The 16,516-nt window shown below is 40.7% G+C and carries 12 protein-coding genes; 7 read left to right on the forward strand and 5 right to left on the reverse strand.

Going from position 1 to position 16,516, the window contains the following annotated elements:
• Positions 1-16 precede the first annotated feature (16 nt).
• The 3 genes from msrA to PS1M3_RS03585 form a co-directional block, all read right to left on the reverse strand.
• Positions 17-553, reverse strand: coding sequence for a peptide-methionine (S)-S-oxide reductase MsrA (msrA, locus tag PS1M3_RS03575; protein ID WP_203986296.1), 537 nt, complete (start codon positions 551-553; stop codon positions 17-19).
• A gap of 82 nt (positions 554-635) precedes the next feature.
• Complete coding sequence (locus tag PS1M3_RS03580; RefSeq protein ID WP_006791532.1) at positions 636-3,734, reverse strand: efflux RND transporter permease subunit; 3,099 nt, start codon at positions 3,732-3,734, stop codon at positions 636-638.
• Between the two features lie 3 nt (positions 3,735-3,737).
• Entirely contained in the window at positions 3,738-4,790 is a 1,053-nt protein-coding gene (locus PS1M3_RS03585) for an efflux RND transporter periplasmic adaptor subunit (RefSeq protein WP_006791531.1), read from the reverse strand.
• A 247-nt stretch (positions 4,791-5,037) separates the two neighbouring features.
• Here PS1M3_RS03585 and PS1M3_RS03590 point away from each other — a divergent pair, with 247 nt between their 5' ends.
• The 6 genes from PS1M3_RS03590 (at position 5,038) to PS1M3_RS03615 (ending at position 10,473) form a co-directional block, all read left to right on the forward strand.
• Complete coding sequence (locus tag PS1M3_RS03590) at positions 5,038-5,745, forward strand: DUF2982 domain-containing protein (RefSeq protein WP_138740225.1); 708 nt, start codon at positions 5,038-5,040, stop codon at positions 5,743-5,745.
• Positions 5,746-5,767: 22 nt separating this feature from the next.
• A complete protein-coding gene (locus tag PS1M3_RS03595; RefSeq protein WP_010556974.1) occupies positions 5,768-6,100 on the forward strand; it encodes a hypothetical protein in 333 nt (110 codons plus the stop codon).
• A 67-nt stretch (positions 6,101-6,167) separates the two neighbouring features.
• Complete coding sequence (locus PS1M3_RS03600) at positions 6,168-7,823, forward strand: DUF1566 domain-containing protein (protein ID WP_203986298.1); 1,656 nt, start codon at positions 6,168-6,170, stop codon at positions 7,821-7,823.
• A 9-nt stretch (positions 7,824-7,832) separates the two neighbouring features.
• A complete protein-coding gene (locus PS1M3_RS03605; protein WP_138740223.1) occupies positions 7,833-8,348 on the forward strand; it encodes a DUF1566 domain-containing protein in 516 nt (171 codons plus the stop codon).
• A 173-nt stretch (positions 8,349-8,521) separates the two neighbouring features.
• Entirely contained in the window at positions 8,522-9,439 is a 918-nt protein-coding gene (locus PS1M3_RS03610; protein ID WP_010556976.1) for an ExeA family protein, read from the forward strand.
• A gap of 11 nt (positions 9,440-9,450) precedes the next feature.
• Complete coding sequence (locus PS1M3_RS03615; protein WP_203986300.1) at positions 9,451-10,473, forward strand: general secretion pathway protein GspB; 1,023 nt, start codon at positions 9,451-9,453, stop codon at positions 10,471-10,473.
• Positions 10,474-10,519: 46 nt separating this feature from the next.
• On the opposite strand, the gene PS1M3_RS03620 is transcribed toward PS1M3_RS03615, so the two are convergent.
• Both PS1M3_RS03620 and putA read right to left on the reverse strand, forming a co-directional pair.
• Positions 10,520-11,677: an HD-GYP domain-containing protein gene (locus tag PS1M3_RS03620; protein WP_371816610.1), complete on the reverse strand. Its 1,158-nt coding sequence runs from the start codon at positions 11,675-11,677 to the stop codon at positions 10,520-10,522.
• 162 nt (positions 11,678-11,839) lie between these two features.
• Positions 11,840-15,643 carry a bifunctional proline dehydrogenase/L-glutamate gamma-semialdehyde dehydrogenase PutA gene (gene putA, locus PS1M3_RS03625; protein ID WP_203986304.1) on the reverse strand — a complete coding sequence of 1,268 codons (3,804 nt, stop codon included), beginning with the start codon at positions 15,641-15,643 and terminating at the stop codon, positions 11,840-11,842.
• A 168-nt stretch (positions 15,644-15,811) separates the two neighbouring features.
• On the opposite strand from putA, the gene PS1M3_RS03630 reads away from it, so the two are divergent.
• Positions 15,812-16,294 carry a winged helix-turn-helix transcriptional regulator gene (locus tag PS1M3_RS03630; RefSeq protein WP_033035753.1) on the forward strand — a complete coding sequence of 161 codons (483 nt, stop codon included), beginning with the start codon at positions 15,812-15,814 and terminating at the stop codon, positions 16,292-16,294.
• Positions 16,295-16,516: the final 222 nt, after the last annotated feature.

A 16,516-nucleotide genomic window follows, 5' to 3' on the forward strand; every position in this document is an offset into this window, starting at 1 on the left:
GGGCTTTTTTGTGTTTTTACTCAGCTAAAAACTCTTTAAATACGGTTTCAAACTTATGTAATTTTGGTGCGATTAAGATACTGCAATAACCCTGTTGCGGGTTTTCGTTGTAGTAATCTTGATGATAGTGCTCAGCAGGGTAGTAAGTTGTCACCGGGCTGACTTCGGTAACAATAGGCTCACTAACATGGGTTTGTAGCTGTTCAATCATAGTGTTAGTAAGCGCAAGTTGTTCGTCATTATGGTAATAAACAACACTTCGGTATTGTGTGCCAATATCGTTACCTTGGCGATTTAATTGCGTAGCATCGTGCAAAGTAAAAAACATAGCGAGCAATGTTTCAAAGCTTACAATAGTGCTATCAAATTCAACTTTTACTACTTCGGCATGGCCCGTTGTACCACTGCATACTGATTTGTATGTTGGATTGTCAGTATTGCCACCGGTATAACCCGAGCTTACATCAGACACGCCATTTACACGCCTAAATGCTGCGTCAATACACCAAAAACAGCCACCACCAAAGGTTGCTACTTGCGTTGTTGAACTCATAATTATTCCTAATATTTGACAAAGGTCACGCAAAGCATAAAGCTTAGCGCCATAACAACAAGGTTACGACGCGTTAGCTTGCTTAGATCTCTTCAAGCGGTTTTTCGGCTGCTTGTTTATTAAGTTTTTGTTGTAAATATTCAGGTGATTGTGTGTTACGAGCAAGCGCATAATACGCTGCTGGCACAACAAATAAAGTAAGTAGCGTTGAAACAATAACCCCGGTAAATACCACAACACCAATTACCATACGGCTTTCAGCGCCAGGGCCTGATGCTAATACCAATGGCACTGAGCTCATAACCGTTGTTAGCGATGTCATTATTATTGGGCGTAAACGTTGTGTAGCCGCTTGTAATATTGCTTCGCTAAATTCTACACCTTTGTCGCGTAATTGGTTGGTAAATTCAACAATGAGTATCCCATTTTTAGCGCTTAACCCTATGAGCATAACAATACCAATTTGGCTGTAAATATTAAGCGTCAGTCCGGTAGACCAAAGACCAAACATCGCGCCCATTAAACCAAGGGGGACCGTTAGCATAATTACAAATGGGTGCATAAAGCTTTCAAATTGCGCTGCCAATACCAAAAAGGTGACTGTTAGCGCTAATACAAATACGTAGGTCATTGCTGATGCGCCTTCGTAATAAAGCTGAGATTCACCTTTGTAGTCTATTGCGCCGTCAATGTCGTTTTCTTCTGCGGCAACATTGTTTAAAAAGTTAAGTGCTTGTTCGAGTGTGTAACCATCGGCTAAGTTTGCGCTTAAGGTTATTGAGCGCATACGGTTGTAACGGTTTAAGCGTGAGGCCGTTGCCTCTTCTTTTAAGCTGATTAAGCTGTCTAGCGGAACAAGCTCACCACTGCGTGATTTAAGGTATATATTTGAAATATCGGTCGGGTTATTAAAGTCTTCTTTTGTACCTTTCAAAATGACATCGTATTCTTCACCTCTATCTATAAAGGTTGTCACACGACGCTGACCCAGCATGGTTTCGAGTGTACGACCAACATCAGACACAGACACTCCTAAATCGGCCGCTTTATTTTTATCAATACTTACTAAAAACTGTGGGAATGTTTCTTTGTAATCATGATCGATTCTAACAAGGCCTGGGTTTTGTTCTGCACGTTTGATAATACGGTCACGCCAATCGGCAAGCTGAGCATAATCATTACCTTGTAGAACAAATTCAATAGGGCGAGATGAACCGCCACCGCCAATACCTCGGCGCATAATAGCAAACGCACGTACATCGGTGACTTCGCGCATTTTGCCACTAATTTCATCCATTACTTCCCACGTAGAGCGCTTGCGTTTGTCCCAATCAGCCATACCAACAATAGCAACACCGCCGCTACCGCCCCAGCCAGGAACACGAACAAGCACACGGCTTAGCTCGCCAGACTCAGAGTAAGGCATAAGGCGTTCTTCAATTTTTGCCATATTGGCGGCATTATTTTCGTAGCTAGCACCCTCAGGTCCGCTCATCATAATGAAAAAGGTGCCGCGGTCTTCTTTAGGTGTTAGCTCTGATGGCACTTGCAGTAATAGTGAATAACTCACAAAACCCGCTAAAACTAAGCTGACTAACAAGCCCCATTTTTTGGTCATATTTGTTGAAAGTGAATTACGGTAACTGCGCTCTAATTTAGTAAACTGGCGGTCCATCCATTGGCTGAATTTATTAGGCTTGTCGGCGCTTTTTAGAACTTTTGAACACAATGCTGGTGCAAGCGTAAGCGCGGTCACACTTGAGAAAAAAACAGCTGCGCTTACAGCCATTGCAAATTCGGTGAATAACGCGCCTATCCGGCCATCCATAAATACTAAAGGAACAAACACCGAAATAAGCACAAGTGTAGTTGCTACAATTGCAAAGCCAACTTCTCGTGCGCCTCTATACGCTGCAAGTAATGGTGGCTCGCCAAGCTCTATGCGGCGGTGAATGTTTTCAAGCATTACAATAGCGTCATCAACAACTAAACCAATGGCAAGGACTAACGCAAGTAGTGTTAGCAAGTTGATTGAATACCCCATAGCGAGTAAAAACATAAAGCTACCTACCAAAGCTACCGGTACGGTAACAGCGGGAATAAGCGTTGCACGAATGTTGCCTAAAAACAAAAATATTACTAAAACAACTAAGCCCATTGAAATGGCAAGCGTGCTGTATACTTCGCTAATCGATTCTTTAATGAATACAGACGAGTCGTAACTGTCTTGAATTGTTGTGCCTTCAGGCAGGTTTCGTTTAATTTTTTCAAGCTCACTACGTGCGTTGTCTACCACGGTTAATGTGTTTGCTTTAGCTTGTTTTACAATACCCAGGCCAATCATGTTGCGGCCGTTACCACGGAACAAACTTTCGTCGTCGGCGGCCTCTAGTTGAACATCGGCTACTTCGCCAAGGCGAACTAAATAGCCATCTTCACCGCGTTTAATAACTAAATTTTTAAAGTCGCGCTGATCTTTGTAGCTTCGGGCCGTACGTACCGTAAAGTCGCGATCAATTGATTCAATTTCACCGGCAGGTAACTCAACATTTTCTGTGCGCAGAGTGTTTTCTATGTCGCTTGAAGTTATGCCGCGCGCAGCCATTGCTTGGCGGTTTAACCAAATTTTCATAGCGTATTGACGCTCGCCGCCAATTCGCACATTAGATACGCCATCCACAACGGCTAAGCGGTCAACAATAAAGCGCTGTGCATAATCAGAAAGCTGTAATGAGTCCATGGTTTCACTATTAAGTACAAACCATGCAATAGGGCTTTCATCACTGTTTGATTTAGATACCTCAGGCGGACGAACTTGCTCAGGTAGGCTGTCGAGTGCACGTGCAACACGTTCACGTACATCGTTAGATGCTGCATCTATATCGCGGCTAATATTAAATTCAATAGTAATGTTTGAGCGACCATTACGGCTCGACGAATTAATGCTTTTAATACCTTCAATACCCGATATACGGTTTTCGATAACTTGGGTTATTTTAGTTTCGATTATCTCCGCTGATGCCCCGGTATATGAGGTGCTAATATTTACAATCGGAGTTTCAATGTCAGGGTATTCGCGTAGCGGTAACATGCTAAATGCTACTAAACCAAAGGTTAGTAGCAATAAGTTAATTACAATCGCAAAAACGGGGCGTTTAACGCTAGTGTCGGTAATTTTCACGTATTACCCCTTAACGCTAACTTTACTGCCCGAGCGAATTTTAATCAGCCCTTCAGTAATAATTTGCTGGCCATCGGTTAAGCCTTCATCAATAGCTACCCAACCGTTATTTCTGCTTGCAACATGTACTTCTATTTTGTTGGCTACGCCATCTGTAATTTTAAACACATAGTGTTTATCTTGCAGTGGTATAACGGCTTTTTCTGGGACCATAAGTGCTTGGCTTGTACTTAACTCAAGTGCGGTATTTAGCAGCATGCCTGGACGTAATAAGCCAGATTTGTTGGCAAAACTAGCGGTCACTTCAATGCTGCGTGTAACGGCGTCAATACGCGAACTAATATGCGTGACCTTGCCTGTAAATGTTTGGCCAGGGTAAGCGTCGTTTTGCGTTAATACTTTCATGCCAATGGCAAGTTGCGCCAAATATTTTTCAGGGACTTTAAAGTCGACTTTTATAATACTAATATCATCGAGGGTAGTGAGTATGGTTGCATTATTAACATAAGCACCTACGGATATTTCACGTTTACCTAGCAGGCCAGAAAAAGGTGCACGAATGGTCATTTCACTTAACGTTGTTTTAGCGCTTTCGAGTTGTGACTTGGTCGCGTCTACAACAGACAACTGCTCTTCTAGCAACGATTTAGCTGTAGACTGTGTACGTGAAAGTTCTGTAAGACGGTTAAGCTGACGCTTTTCTTCTTGTAAATTAATGCTGAGTTCTTCAACGGCTAACTCTTCTTGTCTGCTTTGCAATTGCACAAGTTTTTGGCCCTTACTCACTAAATCACCATCTTTAAAAAATATGTCGGTAACATAGTCGTTTTGTGCGCTTTTAATGTAAATAGCTTGATTTGCGCGTGCGCTACCAATTGCTTCTATCATTACAGCGTTTTCTTGCGAAGTTACTGTATGTGCAGAAACCTGTGTAGACATGTTAGAAAAATTGGCTTGTTCGCCATGGCTTGAGGGTAAATATAAGTAAACACTAAATATTAAAAGTAGTGTAATAATGAATGGAAAAAGAGCTTTGCCTGATTGTCTAGAGTACATCGTTTTCATACCTGAAAATTAATTATAAGTATTGTACGAAATAAGACCGGATAAAGTCTGTTATGTGTCTCATAATTTTGTGCGTTAGGCGTAAAAGTAAGTAATATTAAAGGTGTGTACCGGTTTTTGTTTAATTAAAGCGATAAATATATGAATTTTAAAACATCTTGCAAGACCTGTTTGACAGCCAGGAAAGTAATTTTATGGGCTATTATTATGTTTATATTTTATATGGTTTTTTATCAGTATGGATAAACACACTAAAAAACGCATTAAATACCGTGCGCAAGGTTCACGTAATGGTATTGAAATCCTGATTGTGGGCGCTATTGGTTTAGTATTTATTATGGCATTTAATTTACTAAGATCAGGCACTATTAGCATTGTTGAAATTTTTTTAGTCAGTGCCTGCCTTGGGGCTATTTTTGTGGGTTTTTTAAAAACTCAAGAACCTTATTACAGCTTAATTTTGAGCGAATCTGCTATAGAGTATAGGCATAAATATGGCCGTTGGTGTCTATCTCATAAAAACTTTCATTCTTGCGGTGTTCCAAAAGTAGAAAAAGGCTTAGAGCATTTAGAGCTAAACGCGGTTGGGCTAAAGCTAAATGATATTGATGAGTTTTTAATGAGTATAACCCCTAGAATTGCGGGTAAATTACTTATAGAACAACGACACTTTTTTATGCAGGTTGTTCAAAATCATTGCAAAAATGGCAATTGCCCATCAGAATGGTTAGTAGAAGATACACAACATCGATCTGCGCGCGGAATTAGCTATAATGGTTTAATAGCTATGTTTGCAAACAGAACCAAGCACCTTAAGTTGCTAACAGGGTATGATTTATTACTACCTGCCAGTGTACTAGACAGCGATATTTGGGCTTTTAGCGCTAATTTAAATAAGTGGAAGCGCGAGCCACATCAGTTTATAGCGTCGCAGCTTAAAGATTAAACTGCGGCTGTAGGAAAAGACAATGAGCCAAGAAAGAGCCTTTTTAAAAAGTGGTCGTAATACCATAATACATAAAGACAAAAAACTTGATTTAGTGGTTGTTAACTCTGACATCCACCCACGAATTAAAGTAACTCAAAACGGCTTAGAGCCCTTTAAAGAAGAGTTACCAAAAAATAGACGCGACGCAAAAGACCGTTACCTAGAAATGGTGTATATAAGTAGTGCCGAAGTATTTGGTGAAGAAAAGCAGTTACTTTTTATTCAGTCGTTAGATGGGCGTGAATATAAAGTTGATTACAGTAAAATTGGCACTAAATTATTTGTTCGTATTCATCAAGACGCCTACATGTAAGCTTTAGTGGCACCTTTTTTGCTTGTGATTACCTCATGGTAATTATTTGACACACAAGGTGCTACGAATGAAAGCGTTAGCGTTAATCCCTCTTTTTTCCTGCATTTTTATCACAGCCTGCGGCGGTGGCGGCGGTGGTGACAGTACCACAAATATTGAATCCTCTGTGAATGCTGGTCCGGACATACAAGTAATCGAAAAAATTGATTTTACAATTACCGCCCAAGGCTCTCCAGCTGATGGAACTTTTACTTGGCAACAAGTTAGCGGACCAAGTATAGATGGTTTTCCACTTGAAGGCGCTGAGCAAACACTGACTGCACCTGATGTAAAAGCAGATAGCGAAATTGTATTAAGGGTCAGTTATCAAAGCACTGGCAATAGCACAGTAAGTGACGACGTTTTAATTTCGGTTAGTTCTAACAATCAACTGCCTCTAGCTGTAATAACCCAAACAGCGCCAGCTACGCTCCCTTCTGTATACCAAGATACCATTATATTAAGTGCTCTAGACTCAAGCGATCCGGATGAAAATGGAATAGTAAATGGCTATTTTTGGGAACTTATATCAGGCCCTGACTTAGATATTTCTAGCTTTGATAATTCAACATTAAGCTTTACTCACCCTTTGTTAGAAGCAAACACAACTTTGCTTTGGCGCTTAACGGTTACTGACGATGAGGGTGGCGAAGCCAGTACTCAATTCACAATGAGCCTTAATAAAACTAATGAGCTAGTTGCCGCAAATGCAGGGGATGATCAAAATGTTGAAGAATTTGACCAGGTAACACTAGATGCAAGCAATAGCGAAACAGTCACGGATACTTATCAGTGCGAGTGGCAACAATTAACCGGGAATGCCGAAACACTAAGCGATAGCCAACAGTGTGTATCTACCTTTTTTGCCTCCGATGTAGACACCAACACCACGCTTAGCTTTGAAGTAACCGTTACCGATTCGAAAGGACGCACCGATACCGATACGGTGTTTATTGATATAACGCCAAAAGCGCTTGGCCTGATAAACGACAGTGGTATGGGAGAATGTTACAACAATACGCAGCGCATAAATTGTGGCAGTGATGACTTTCCTGAGCAAGACGCAGAGCTCGGTCGAGATAGCTTTGCTAACCGCATAGATAAAGCAGGCATAGGTAATCTCGCGTTTGATTATACAAAGCTTAATCAGTTTGCCGACGAGGTGGATGACTCAAGTGAGGTATTTAGCTGTATTCGTGACAACGTAACTGGGCTTGTTTGGGAAGTTAAGTCACCCTCATCTGGTATTTTACCAAATACAACGTTACGGGATGCGCAAAACAGTTATTATTGGGACATTGGCGACACAACTACCGATGCAGATAGTACGGCAAATACAACATGCCCTAACGACACAAGTTGTGGCTTACAAACCTATGTAAATGCAGTTAATGCCATCGATTTTTGTGGGGGAACAAATTGGCGAGTCCCCACGTATACAGAGCTTTTGGGGTTAATTGATTATGGTAAGCAAGGGCAAAGCGTATTAATTGACACGGCTTTTTTCCCAAACATGCCTGAACCAGGCGCCATTGAAAACGTTAACTTACCTTATTGGACATCTCAAACTGCTGCGGATGGCACCAGTTTATCGCAGGCTTATATTATTGATATGAGTAACGGTAATGATCTTGCCTATCCAAAAGAGAACAACGCGTATGTTCGTTTAGTCAGAAGCCGATAGGAGAGTGTTATGAAATTAAAATTATTAAATACGTTCATAGTTTTTGGCTTTAGTTTTAATGTGGCGGCGCAAACATGTTACGGCGGTGCCGACACAACAACCCCAACTGATAGGTTTACTGTTAATACCGATGGGACAGTATCTGACACTGAAACCGGCTTAATGTGGCAGCGTTGTAGTTATTCTCAAACCTATAATACAGAAACATTACTGTGCGAAGGGTCTACGCCTGCAGTGACGTGGCAAGAAGCTTTACGAGGCGCGACTAACGATACAACTGCAAATTATGATGATTGGCAGGTGCCTAATATTAAAGAGTTAGCCAGTATTTTAGAGCACAGTTGTACAGAGCCAAGCATAAATGAAGTTGTTTTTTTAGGCACTAAATCTCAAAACTATTGGTCTAGCACATCGGGTGTTAGCAGTATGAGTTCGGCCTGGGTGTATCAGTTTGACAGCGGGCTAAATAGTTTACGTCCTAAAACCAGTGATGTTTATTTACGCCTAGTTCGCTACGAAAAATAAAGACCAAATAAGTTTGATTAAAAAGCGCAGTTATTGGAGGTGACTCCGGTAGTTGCGCTTTTTTGTTTTTACATAAATTTACTTTATTTCAACAATAAAGCGCTTACAACGATGTTACTGTGCGCGTTTTTTTGCCATTATAGGCGGTGATTTAATTACGAAGGAACATCGCGGTGTATTTAAGCTATTTTGGCCTGAACGAAAAACCTTTTTCGATTTCGCCTAACCCTCATTATTTATTTTTAAGCGAGCGCCACAAAGAAGCCTTAGCACACTTAACCTATGGATTGGGTGAAGACGGTGGTTTTGTATTACTTACGGGTGAAGTAGGCACCGGAAAAACAACAATTACCCGCAGCATGCTAGAGCAATTACCTGAAAATACACAAGTAGCGATGATTCATAATCCTGCACTGTCAGAACTTGAGTTGTTAGCCAGTATTTGCGATGAATTGAAAATTAGTTATGACGCACAAAATGCGACGCTTAAAAGTTTAACCGATATAATAAAAAAACACTTAGAGAGTAATAACAAGGCGGGTGGCCATACTATTTTAATTATTGACGAGGCACAGCTTCTAGCCCCCAACGTGCTTGAGCAACTTCGTTTATTAACTAATATAGAAACCGACCACAAAAAGCTATTGCAAATCGTGCTTGTAGGTCAGCCAGAACTTCAAGATTTACTAAAACGTAATGAGTTAAGGCAGCTTGCTCAACGGATCACCGCGCGTTATCACTTATTACCTTTAACACAAGGCCAAACAGTGGCGTATATCAAGCACCGTTTGCATATTGCTGGGTGCGATAAAGGATTGTTTTCGATGGATGCAATGCAGATGGTTCATAAAATGACAGGCGGTATACCTCGCTTGATGAACCTAGTGTGTGAACGAGCTTTAGTGGGTACTTTTTCGAAGCAGCAACTTGTTGTAGATGCTGAAATTGTTAAACAATCTGCGCAAGAATCACTACCTTCTGACTTTGTTGCAACAACGAATAAGCCTGAGCAGTCGCCATCGATTTTAATTTATTGCTTTGCTTTCGGCGCTTTGTTTGCCGCAGGTATTGGGCTTTCCTTTATTTTATAGTTAGGTGATTTATGTCTTATTTATTAGATGCATTAAAGCAATCTCAACAAGCTGATATGAGCGCCGAGCAATACGATTTACAGTCGGAGCAGTTAAAACAGCAACAAGCACTCGCTCGCTACCGGCGTATCGCCTTTGTTTTGGGTGGCAGCTTGGCGGCCTTTGTAACGGTGGCGGCCGGATTTACTTTTGGTAAATGGGTCCAATCACCTGGTTCTGTTGAACCCTCAAATGTAGTTAGCACTCAAAGTAATGAACAAGTAACGACTGAGTTACAGACAGCAGCATTACCTGCCACTGAACAAGCTGAGGTGAATGTAAAGCCTAAACCTGAAAAAGCACCAAGCAACACCGCAACTATTGAAGGGCAATTAGTGCACGTGCAAACACCCACGGGTATTCAGCAAATGTTGTTAACACCAACTGGGCAGTATATTCCAATGCCATCAACAGGTGCAGCTAGTGGCATCCAACAAACTTTTAATCAACCTTCGCTTGTAAATACGCAAAATTATAATCAGCCAAACCAAGGTCAACTTAATTCAAATACACAGTTAACTTATAACCAAGGCGGTTTTGAACAAACTCAAAGTACGTCGTCAGCAACTATTGATATGAGTAAATATAAAGTGTTGGGTAAGCCAATTAGTGGTGTAACGCAAGCTGAACCTAAAAGTGACCCTGAGCTTGATGCTGTGCCAACTACACTTAAAAATGCGTTTGCGCAGGCAGTGCAAGATGTCGATAAAAACCAAGATTATGAGGTAACTCAGGCCTCTAAATCGTCATCTCGGGTAGAGCCTGTAGAATTGTTACCAGATGGCCTACAAGCAATGCTACCTAGGATAAAGTATCAAGCACATATTTATTCATCAAGTGCAGATAAACGCTGGATAAAGCTAAATGGGCGAGAGCTTCACGAAGGTGATAGTATTGGTGCATTAATGGTAAAAGAAATTACACCTGAGCAAAGCGTAATAGATTTTGACGGTTACGAGTTTAGTTTAAAAGCCTTGCAGGATTGGCCAGAGTAACAAAAAGTATAAGCTCAATGAGTAACATTGAGCTTATTTTGACTATTTAAGGTAATACGGAGTTTTTGTAAAAACGCTCTAAATCAATGTTGAAATCGCCGGCTTTTACGGTTGTTTCGAGTGAGTCTTCAATTCGCTTGTTCGACAAATCAATATCGAGCACTTCTGTATAACGGCTGTGCTTTGCACTATAAAAGGTTTTAACAATCGGCTTTAATGGCATCGCGGGATTACTTTCTGTCACAAGCCCGACTATTTGGCTTGAAAGCTTTACTAATGTGCCCACAGGGTGAATTCCAATACACTGAATAAACTTAGTTAGTAATTCGCCGTCAAAGCTATTTGGGCAGCCTTCTTTTAATATTTTAAATGCCTTAATGGGTTCCATGCCCGATTTATAAACTCGCTCTGCTGTTAGGGCGTCGTATACATCTACAATAGAAGCCATGCGAACATACTGGCTTATTTCATTTCCTTTTTTACCAAAAGGGTAACCAGTTCCGTCTATGCGTTCATGGTGCATGCCTGCAATATCTACAGCAATACCAGTTAAACCTGACTCTTCCAAAATTTGTTTAGAGTAAACCGCATGCTGCTTCATTATTTCAAATTCGGCTTCGGTTAAGCGCCCAGGCTTATTGAGGACTTCATCTGGCGTTTTTATTTTACCGATATCATGCAGCAGCGCACCTGTGGTGAGCTCTACAATAATGTCTTTTTCAATATTAAGGTGTTTTGCAAAAATACCCATTAAGATAGATACGTTTATAGAGTGCTCTAGTAAGTATGCATCTTTTTGGCGCATTTGCGTGAGGCAGGCTAGGGCGTCTTGGTTTCTAAAAACTGAATCCATAAAACCGCTAGCAAGCTCTTTAAATGGAGCAATATCAATGTTCAGGCCGGACTTTATATCTTTAAATGCTTTTATTTGCAGCGTTTTAGCTTCGTCATAAAGCTTTTTAGCTTTATTCATTTCTTGAGCTGCACTATGCGTTTTTTGCCAAGGATCGCGTTTTATTTTTGTGGCAGGTGTTTTGGTTTGTTCTTTTTCAGGCACTGTTTCGGTGAGTGTTTTATCTGGGTCAATTTCGACCTCTAAAATACCCGCCTTAATAAGCTTATCAATACTCGTTTGGGTTTTTACCCAGCCTTGGCTTTTTATTTTTACTCTGCCCGTTTGTTTTGTGACCCTTTGCACAAACATACCAGGGAGTAATTTAGAAACAGGGAGCTTTTTCAATTTAACTACTTAACTACTTAACTACTAAATCTATATTGAAAATAGCAAACTTTACGTACTTTAAATAGAAAAAAGGCACCAAAAGGTGCCTTTAATAAACATTATAAGTAATTAGTATTAGCTTAATTAATCATCATCTTCAACTAAGGTCATCAAGGATGTATTACCACCTGACGCCGTTGTATCTACACTAATTGTTTTTTCAGTAATAAGACGCTTGATTAATGTGTCGTAATACTCAGAACTGATCACAGGTAATATAGCGCCCTTACGTTGTGCAAGTTGCTGGCTGAAGTAACCTAAACGCGACGAACGCGCTGCAACAACTGCACCTGCTAAATGAGGGTGACCCAAAATAGCTTGTAACTGATTAGGTTTAGCTACCTGAAATACCCCTTCGGCAACACCTGTGGCAATAAACTTCTCTCTGAATGCTTCAGCTTCTTCGTAAAACATTTCAGAGGCAACTGTAATTACCGTATTACCCGCAGCTAATGCAGTGATAATAGATAACGCCCAAAAGTTAAAAGAGGTACTCTTATCCGCATAACAAACAACACAGCCGCGAGCTTCTAAGTGAAGCGTGTTAGACTCACCCGTTGGCCCAGGCAACGTTGTAAATTTACGCATATGCTTTTCAAGGCGGTTTAGCTGTGCGCGCGCATCGGCTAGCGTTAAAGCTAAATCGTCAGCAAGGTCATCAATAATTTCTACCGTAGCAATTTTGGCTAGTAGCTGACGAACAGCAGATACACGATCGTTTAGCGGGGTTGCTCGCCAAATTTTTTCATCGCGCATTGAATTAGCCATTAGCTTTTCTACTTGAGCATTTGCGCCACTGTAGTGGTGTAAATCAAGCTCATCTGGCGTTAGGTTTGTCATTTGTACGTTTTCTGGCGATGCTTTTTCTTTCACCAAACGTTGTAGGTAGTTAGGGCCACCGGCTTTAGGACCCGTGCCCGATAGGCCTCGGCCACCAAAAGGTTGCACACCAACAATTGCGCCTATCATATTACGGTTTACGTAGACATTTCCCGCACGAGACATTTTAGCAAGATACTCGCAACGCTCTTCAATACGTGAATGCACACCCATTGTTAAGCCGTAACCTGTATTGTTTATTTGATCAATTACGTCATCAAGTTGATTCGCTTTAAAGCGAATAATATGAACACATGGACCAAATACTTCGCGCTTAAGTACAGAAAGGTCTTTTATTTCGTAAAGGCGTGGCGCAAAGAAGTACGCACCATTTTCACTGTTATCCGGAATTTTACATTCGTAATGAAGTGTTGCATTGCCTTTTAAATACTCAACATGTTCGGTTAAGTTTTTAAGTGCTTTTTCGTCTATTACTGGTCCTACATCGGTAGATAACAATGATGGATCGCCAATATGTAATTCGGCCAAAGCACCTTTAAGCATTTCAATGATGCCGTCGGCTACGTCTTCTTGGATAAACAATACTCGCAGTGCTGAACAACGTTGACCAGCGCTTTGGAAACCCGAACTTATAACATCATCAACTACTTGCTCAGGCAGTGCTGTAGAGTCAACAATCATACAGTTTTGACCACCTGTTTCGGCGATTAATGGCACTTGTATGTCGTTTCTTGCTGCAAGCGTTTGAGAAATTAATGTGCCGGTTTCAGTTGAACCTGTAAACATAACTGCTTGAATACGTTCATCAGGAACAATTGTTTTACCCACTTCACTACCGCGTGCAATAACAGGTTGCACGACGTGCTCTGGTAAACCCACAGATAGCATAAGTTCAATGGTACGCAATGCAATTAAGCTTGTTTGTTCAGCCGGTTTGGCAATAACAGTATTACCCGTCACAATGGCAGCAGCCACTTGCCCTAAAAATATAGCAAGTGGGAAGTTCCATGGACTAATACACAGAATTACCCCCCGTGCTTCAAAGCGCTCATCTTCTGAGAGATCTTCGGCTCGTGCTGCGTAATAACGACAAAAGTCGACTGCTTCACGTACTTCGTCTATGCCATCTTGTGCTACTTTACCCGCTTCTTTGATACAAATAGCAACGAGCTCGTCGTGATGACGTTCTAAAATATCAGCAATGCGGCGTAATAAATTAGCGCGGTCTTTTACAGGGGTTTGCGACCATGACTCAAACGCTGCTTCTGCATTAGCAAGTAGTGTTTTCATCTCATCGCCACTTTGTAGTTTTACATGGCCGATGATTTCTTTATGGTTTGCTGGGTTTTTAACAGCAAGTGTTCCATCAGGAACTTGGCTTTGATCTATTAGGTGCTCGTTAAACCAGTTGTCTAGGTTTTCTTTAAACGGGGTAATCACGTTTATATCGGTTAAGTCCATGCCTTTAGAGTTAGCGCGTTCTTCGCCGTATAAATCAATTGGCATTTTAATTTGCGTATTGTATTTGTTGCGAAGCCCTTGCAGCGTTTCTACCGGATCTGGAAGCAGTGTTTCTACCGGTTTAGAGGTATCAACTATGGCATTTACAAACGATGAATTTGCACCATTTTCTAGTAAACGTCTAACAAGATAGGCCAATAGGTCTTCGTGTTGGCCAACGGGAGCGTATACACGGCACTGAATTTTTTCCGCATTTACAATTTGGTCAAATAACGATTCACCCATCCCGTGTAAGCGTTGGAATTCAAACCCTGTGTTATCGCCTTTAGCCACTTCTAGAATAGTTGCTGCAGTGTATGCATTGTGTGTTGCAAATTGTGGGTATAGCACATCACGTGCTTCTAGCATTTTAATTGCACATGCTTTATAAGATACGTCGGTTGTCGCTTTTCGGGTAAATACAGGGTAGTGATCTAAACCATCTTGTTGTGTAGTTTTAATTTCAGTATCCCAATATGCGCCTTTAACTAAGCGCACCATTAGTTTACGACCTACACGCGTAGCAAGCTCTGTTAGCCACTCAATAACAAAAATCGCACGTTTTTGATACGCTTGAACAGCTAAGCCAAACCCTTGCCAGCCATCTAAATCTTTATCGCTAAATACGGCTTCGATAATATCCAGTGAAATATCTAAACGGTCAGCTTCTTCTGCATCAACGGTAAAACCAATGTCGTACTGTTTTGCAGCCAGAGCAAGCTCTTTTAGCTTAGGTACAATTTCAGCCATTACTCGGTCTTTATGCGTAAATTCATAACGCGGATGAATAGCCGAAAGCTTTACAGAAATACCTGGGCTTTTAATAGGACCACGGCCATTTGCCGCTTTACCAATTGAGTGGATGGCATTCATGTAGCTGTCAAAGTAGCGTTTAGCATCTTTACTTGTGCGCGCGCCTTCACCCAACATATCGTAAGAATATACATAGCCTTTTTGCTCTGTGTCGGCAGCACGTTCAATTGCTTCGTTTATGGTACGACCCATAACGAATTGCTTGCCCATAATTTTCATTGCAAAGTTTACAGACTTACGAATAACAGGCTCACCTAAACGACCAATTGTCTTTTTAAGCATACCAAACTGTTGGTCTTTGGTTTTATCTGTGTAGTTAACCATTTTACCGGTTACTAATAAGCCCCAAGATGATGCATTTACAAATAAAGAGTCGCTACTGCCTAAATGAGAGCTCCAATCACCTTTTGCTAACTTGTCGCGAATAAGGGCTTCTTGGGTCTCTTTGTCTGGTACACGAAGCAGCGCTTCGGCTAAACACATTAACACTACGCCTTCTTCACTTGAAAGCGAGAATTCATTCAGTAGCGCATCTACACCGCCTTGACCATCTTGTTCTTTACGAATGTTTAAAACAATTTGGCGGGCTCTTTCCCAGGCACGGCTTCGTGCTTTAACGCCTACTTCTGCAAGCGGTAAAATATGATCGATAACCGCATTTTCGTCTATGCGGTAAAAGTCACGGATTTTTTGTCTTATAGGACAGTCAGTTGTTAAATCGCCGTTGAATAACATAAGCAACCCTTAGCAGTGTTAAGATTTAAAGTAAATTTAATTACCAATAAAATACCAGTGATATTGAGAGTGCATTCTAAATAAAATTCAGCAGAATATGCTGGTTAAATTTGTCGATTTACGATAATTTACAGGGCATAAATTTAACTTATCCGCATAAAATTCTGTATGACAAATCCAAATAGATTACGCATGCTAGATCGCATTGATTTAGCAATTTTAGACGTTTTGCAAAAAAACGGCAGAATTTCTAACGTTAACTTAGCAAAACAAGTTAATTTAAGCCCAAGCCCATGCCTTGATCGCGTAAAGCGATTAGAGCAAGAAGGCTATATTGAGGGTTATTATGCTAAATTAAGCGAAGCTAAGTTAAACCAAAGCTTAGTGGCTCATGTTCAAGTGTCGTTGGTTACCTCAAATACTGCTGTATTTAAAGTATTTAAAGAACACATATTAAAAATGGAACAAGTTGTAGAATGTGACATGGTTGCAGGCGGTTACGACTACTTATTAAAAATACGTGTATCTAACATGGAAGAGTACAGGCAAGTGTTGGGTGACTTAGTTGATATCCCCGGTGTAGGCACACACCATACTTATATGGTTATTGAAAAAGTAAAAAAAGACAAAGGGTTATTAATCGAAATTTAATCCCACATATTTAAAGCATACAAAATAATGCTTGTATGCTTTAGTATTCATAGTTGCCCAACTTCTTTCCCTTTTTATTTTCTAATACTTTAATTTCATACTTTTAATTTATATAAAAATAAATAGTACTGCCTTTGTTTTGCCCATACAATGCGCAAAATAGCATGCACATCTTTAATTAAAGTACCGTTTTTTCTGCAATTTTTAATTGAGAAGGTAAAC

Origin of the sequence: Pseudoalteromonas sp. PS1M3 (assembly GCF_016865405.1) — a bacterium.
GTDB classification, from domain to species: Bacteria; Pseudomonadota; Gammaproteobacteria; order Enterobacterales; family Alteromonadaceae; genus Pseudoalteromonas; species Pseudoalteromonas marina.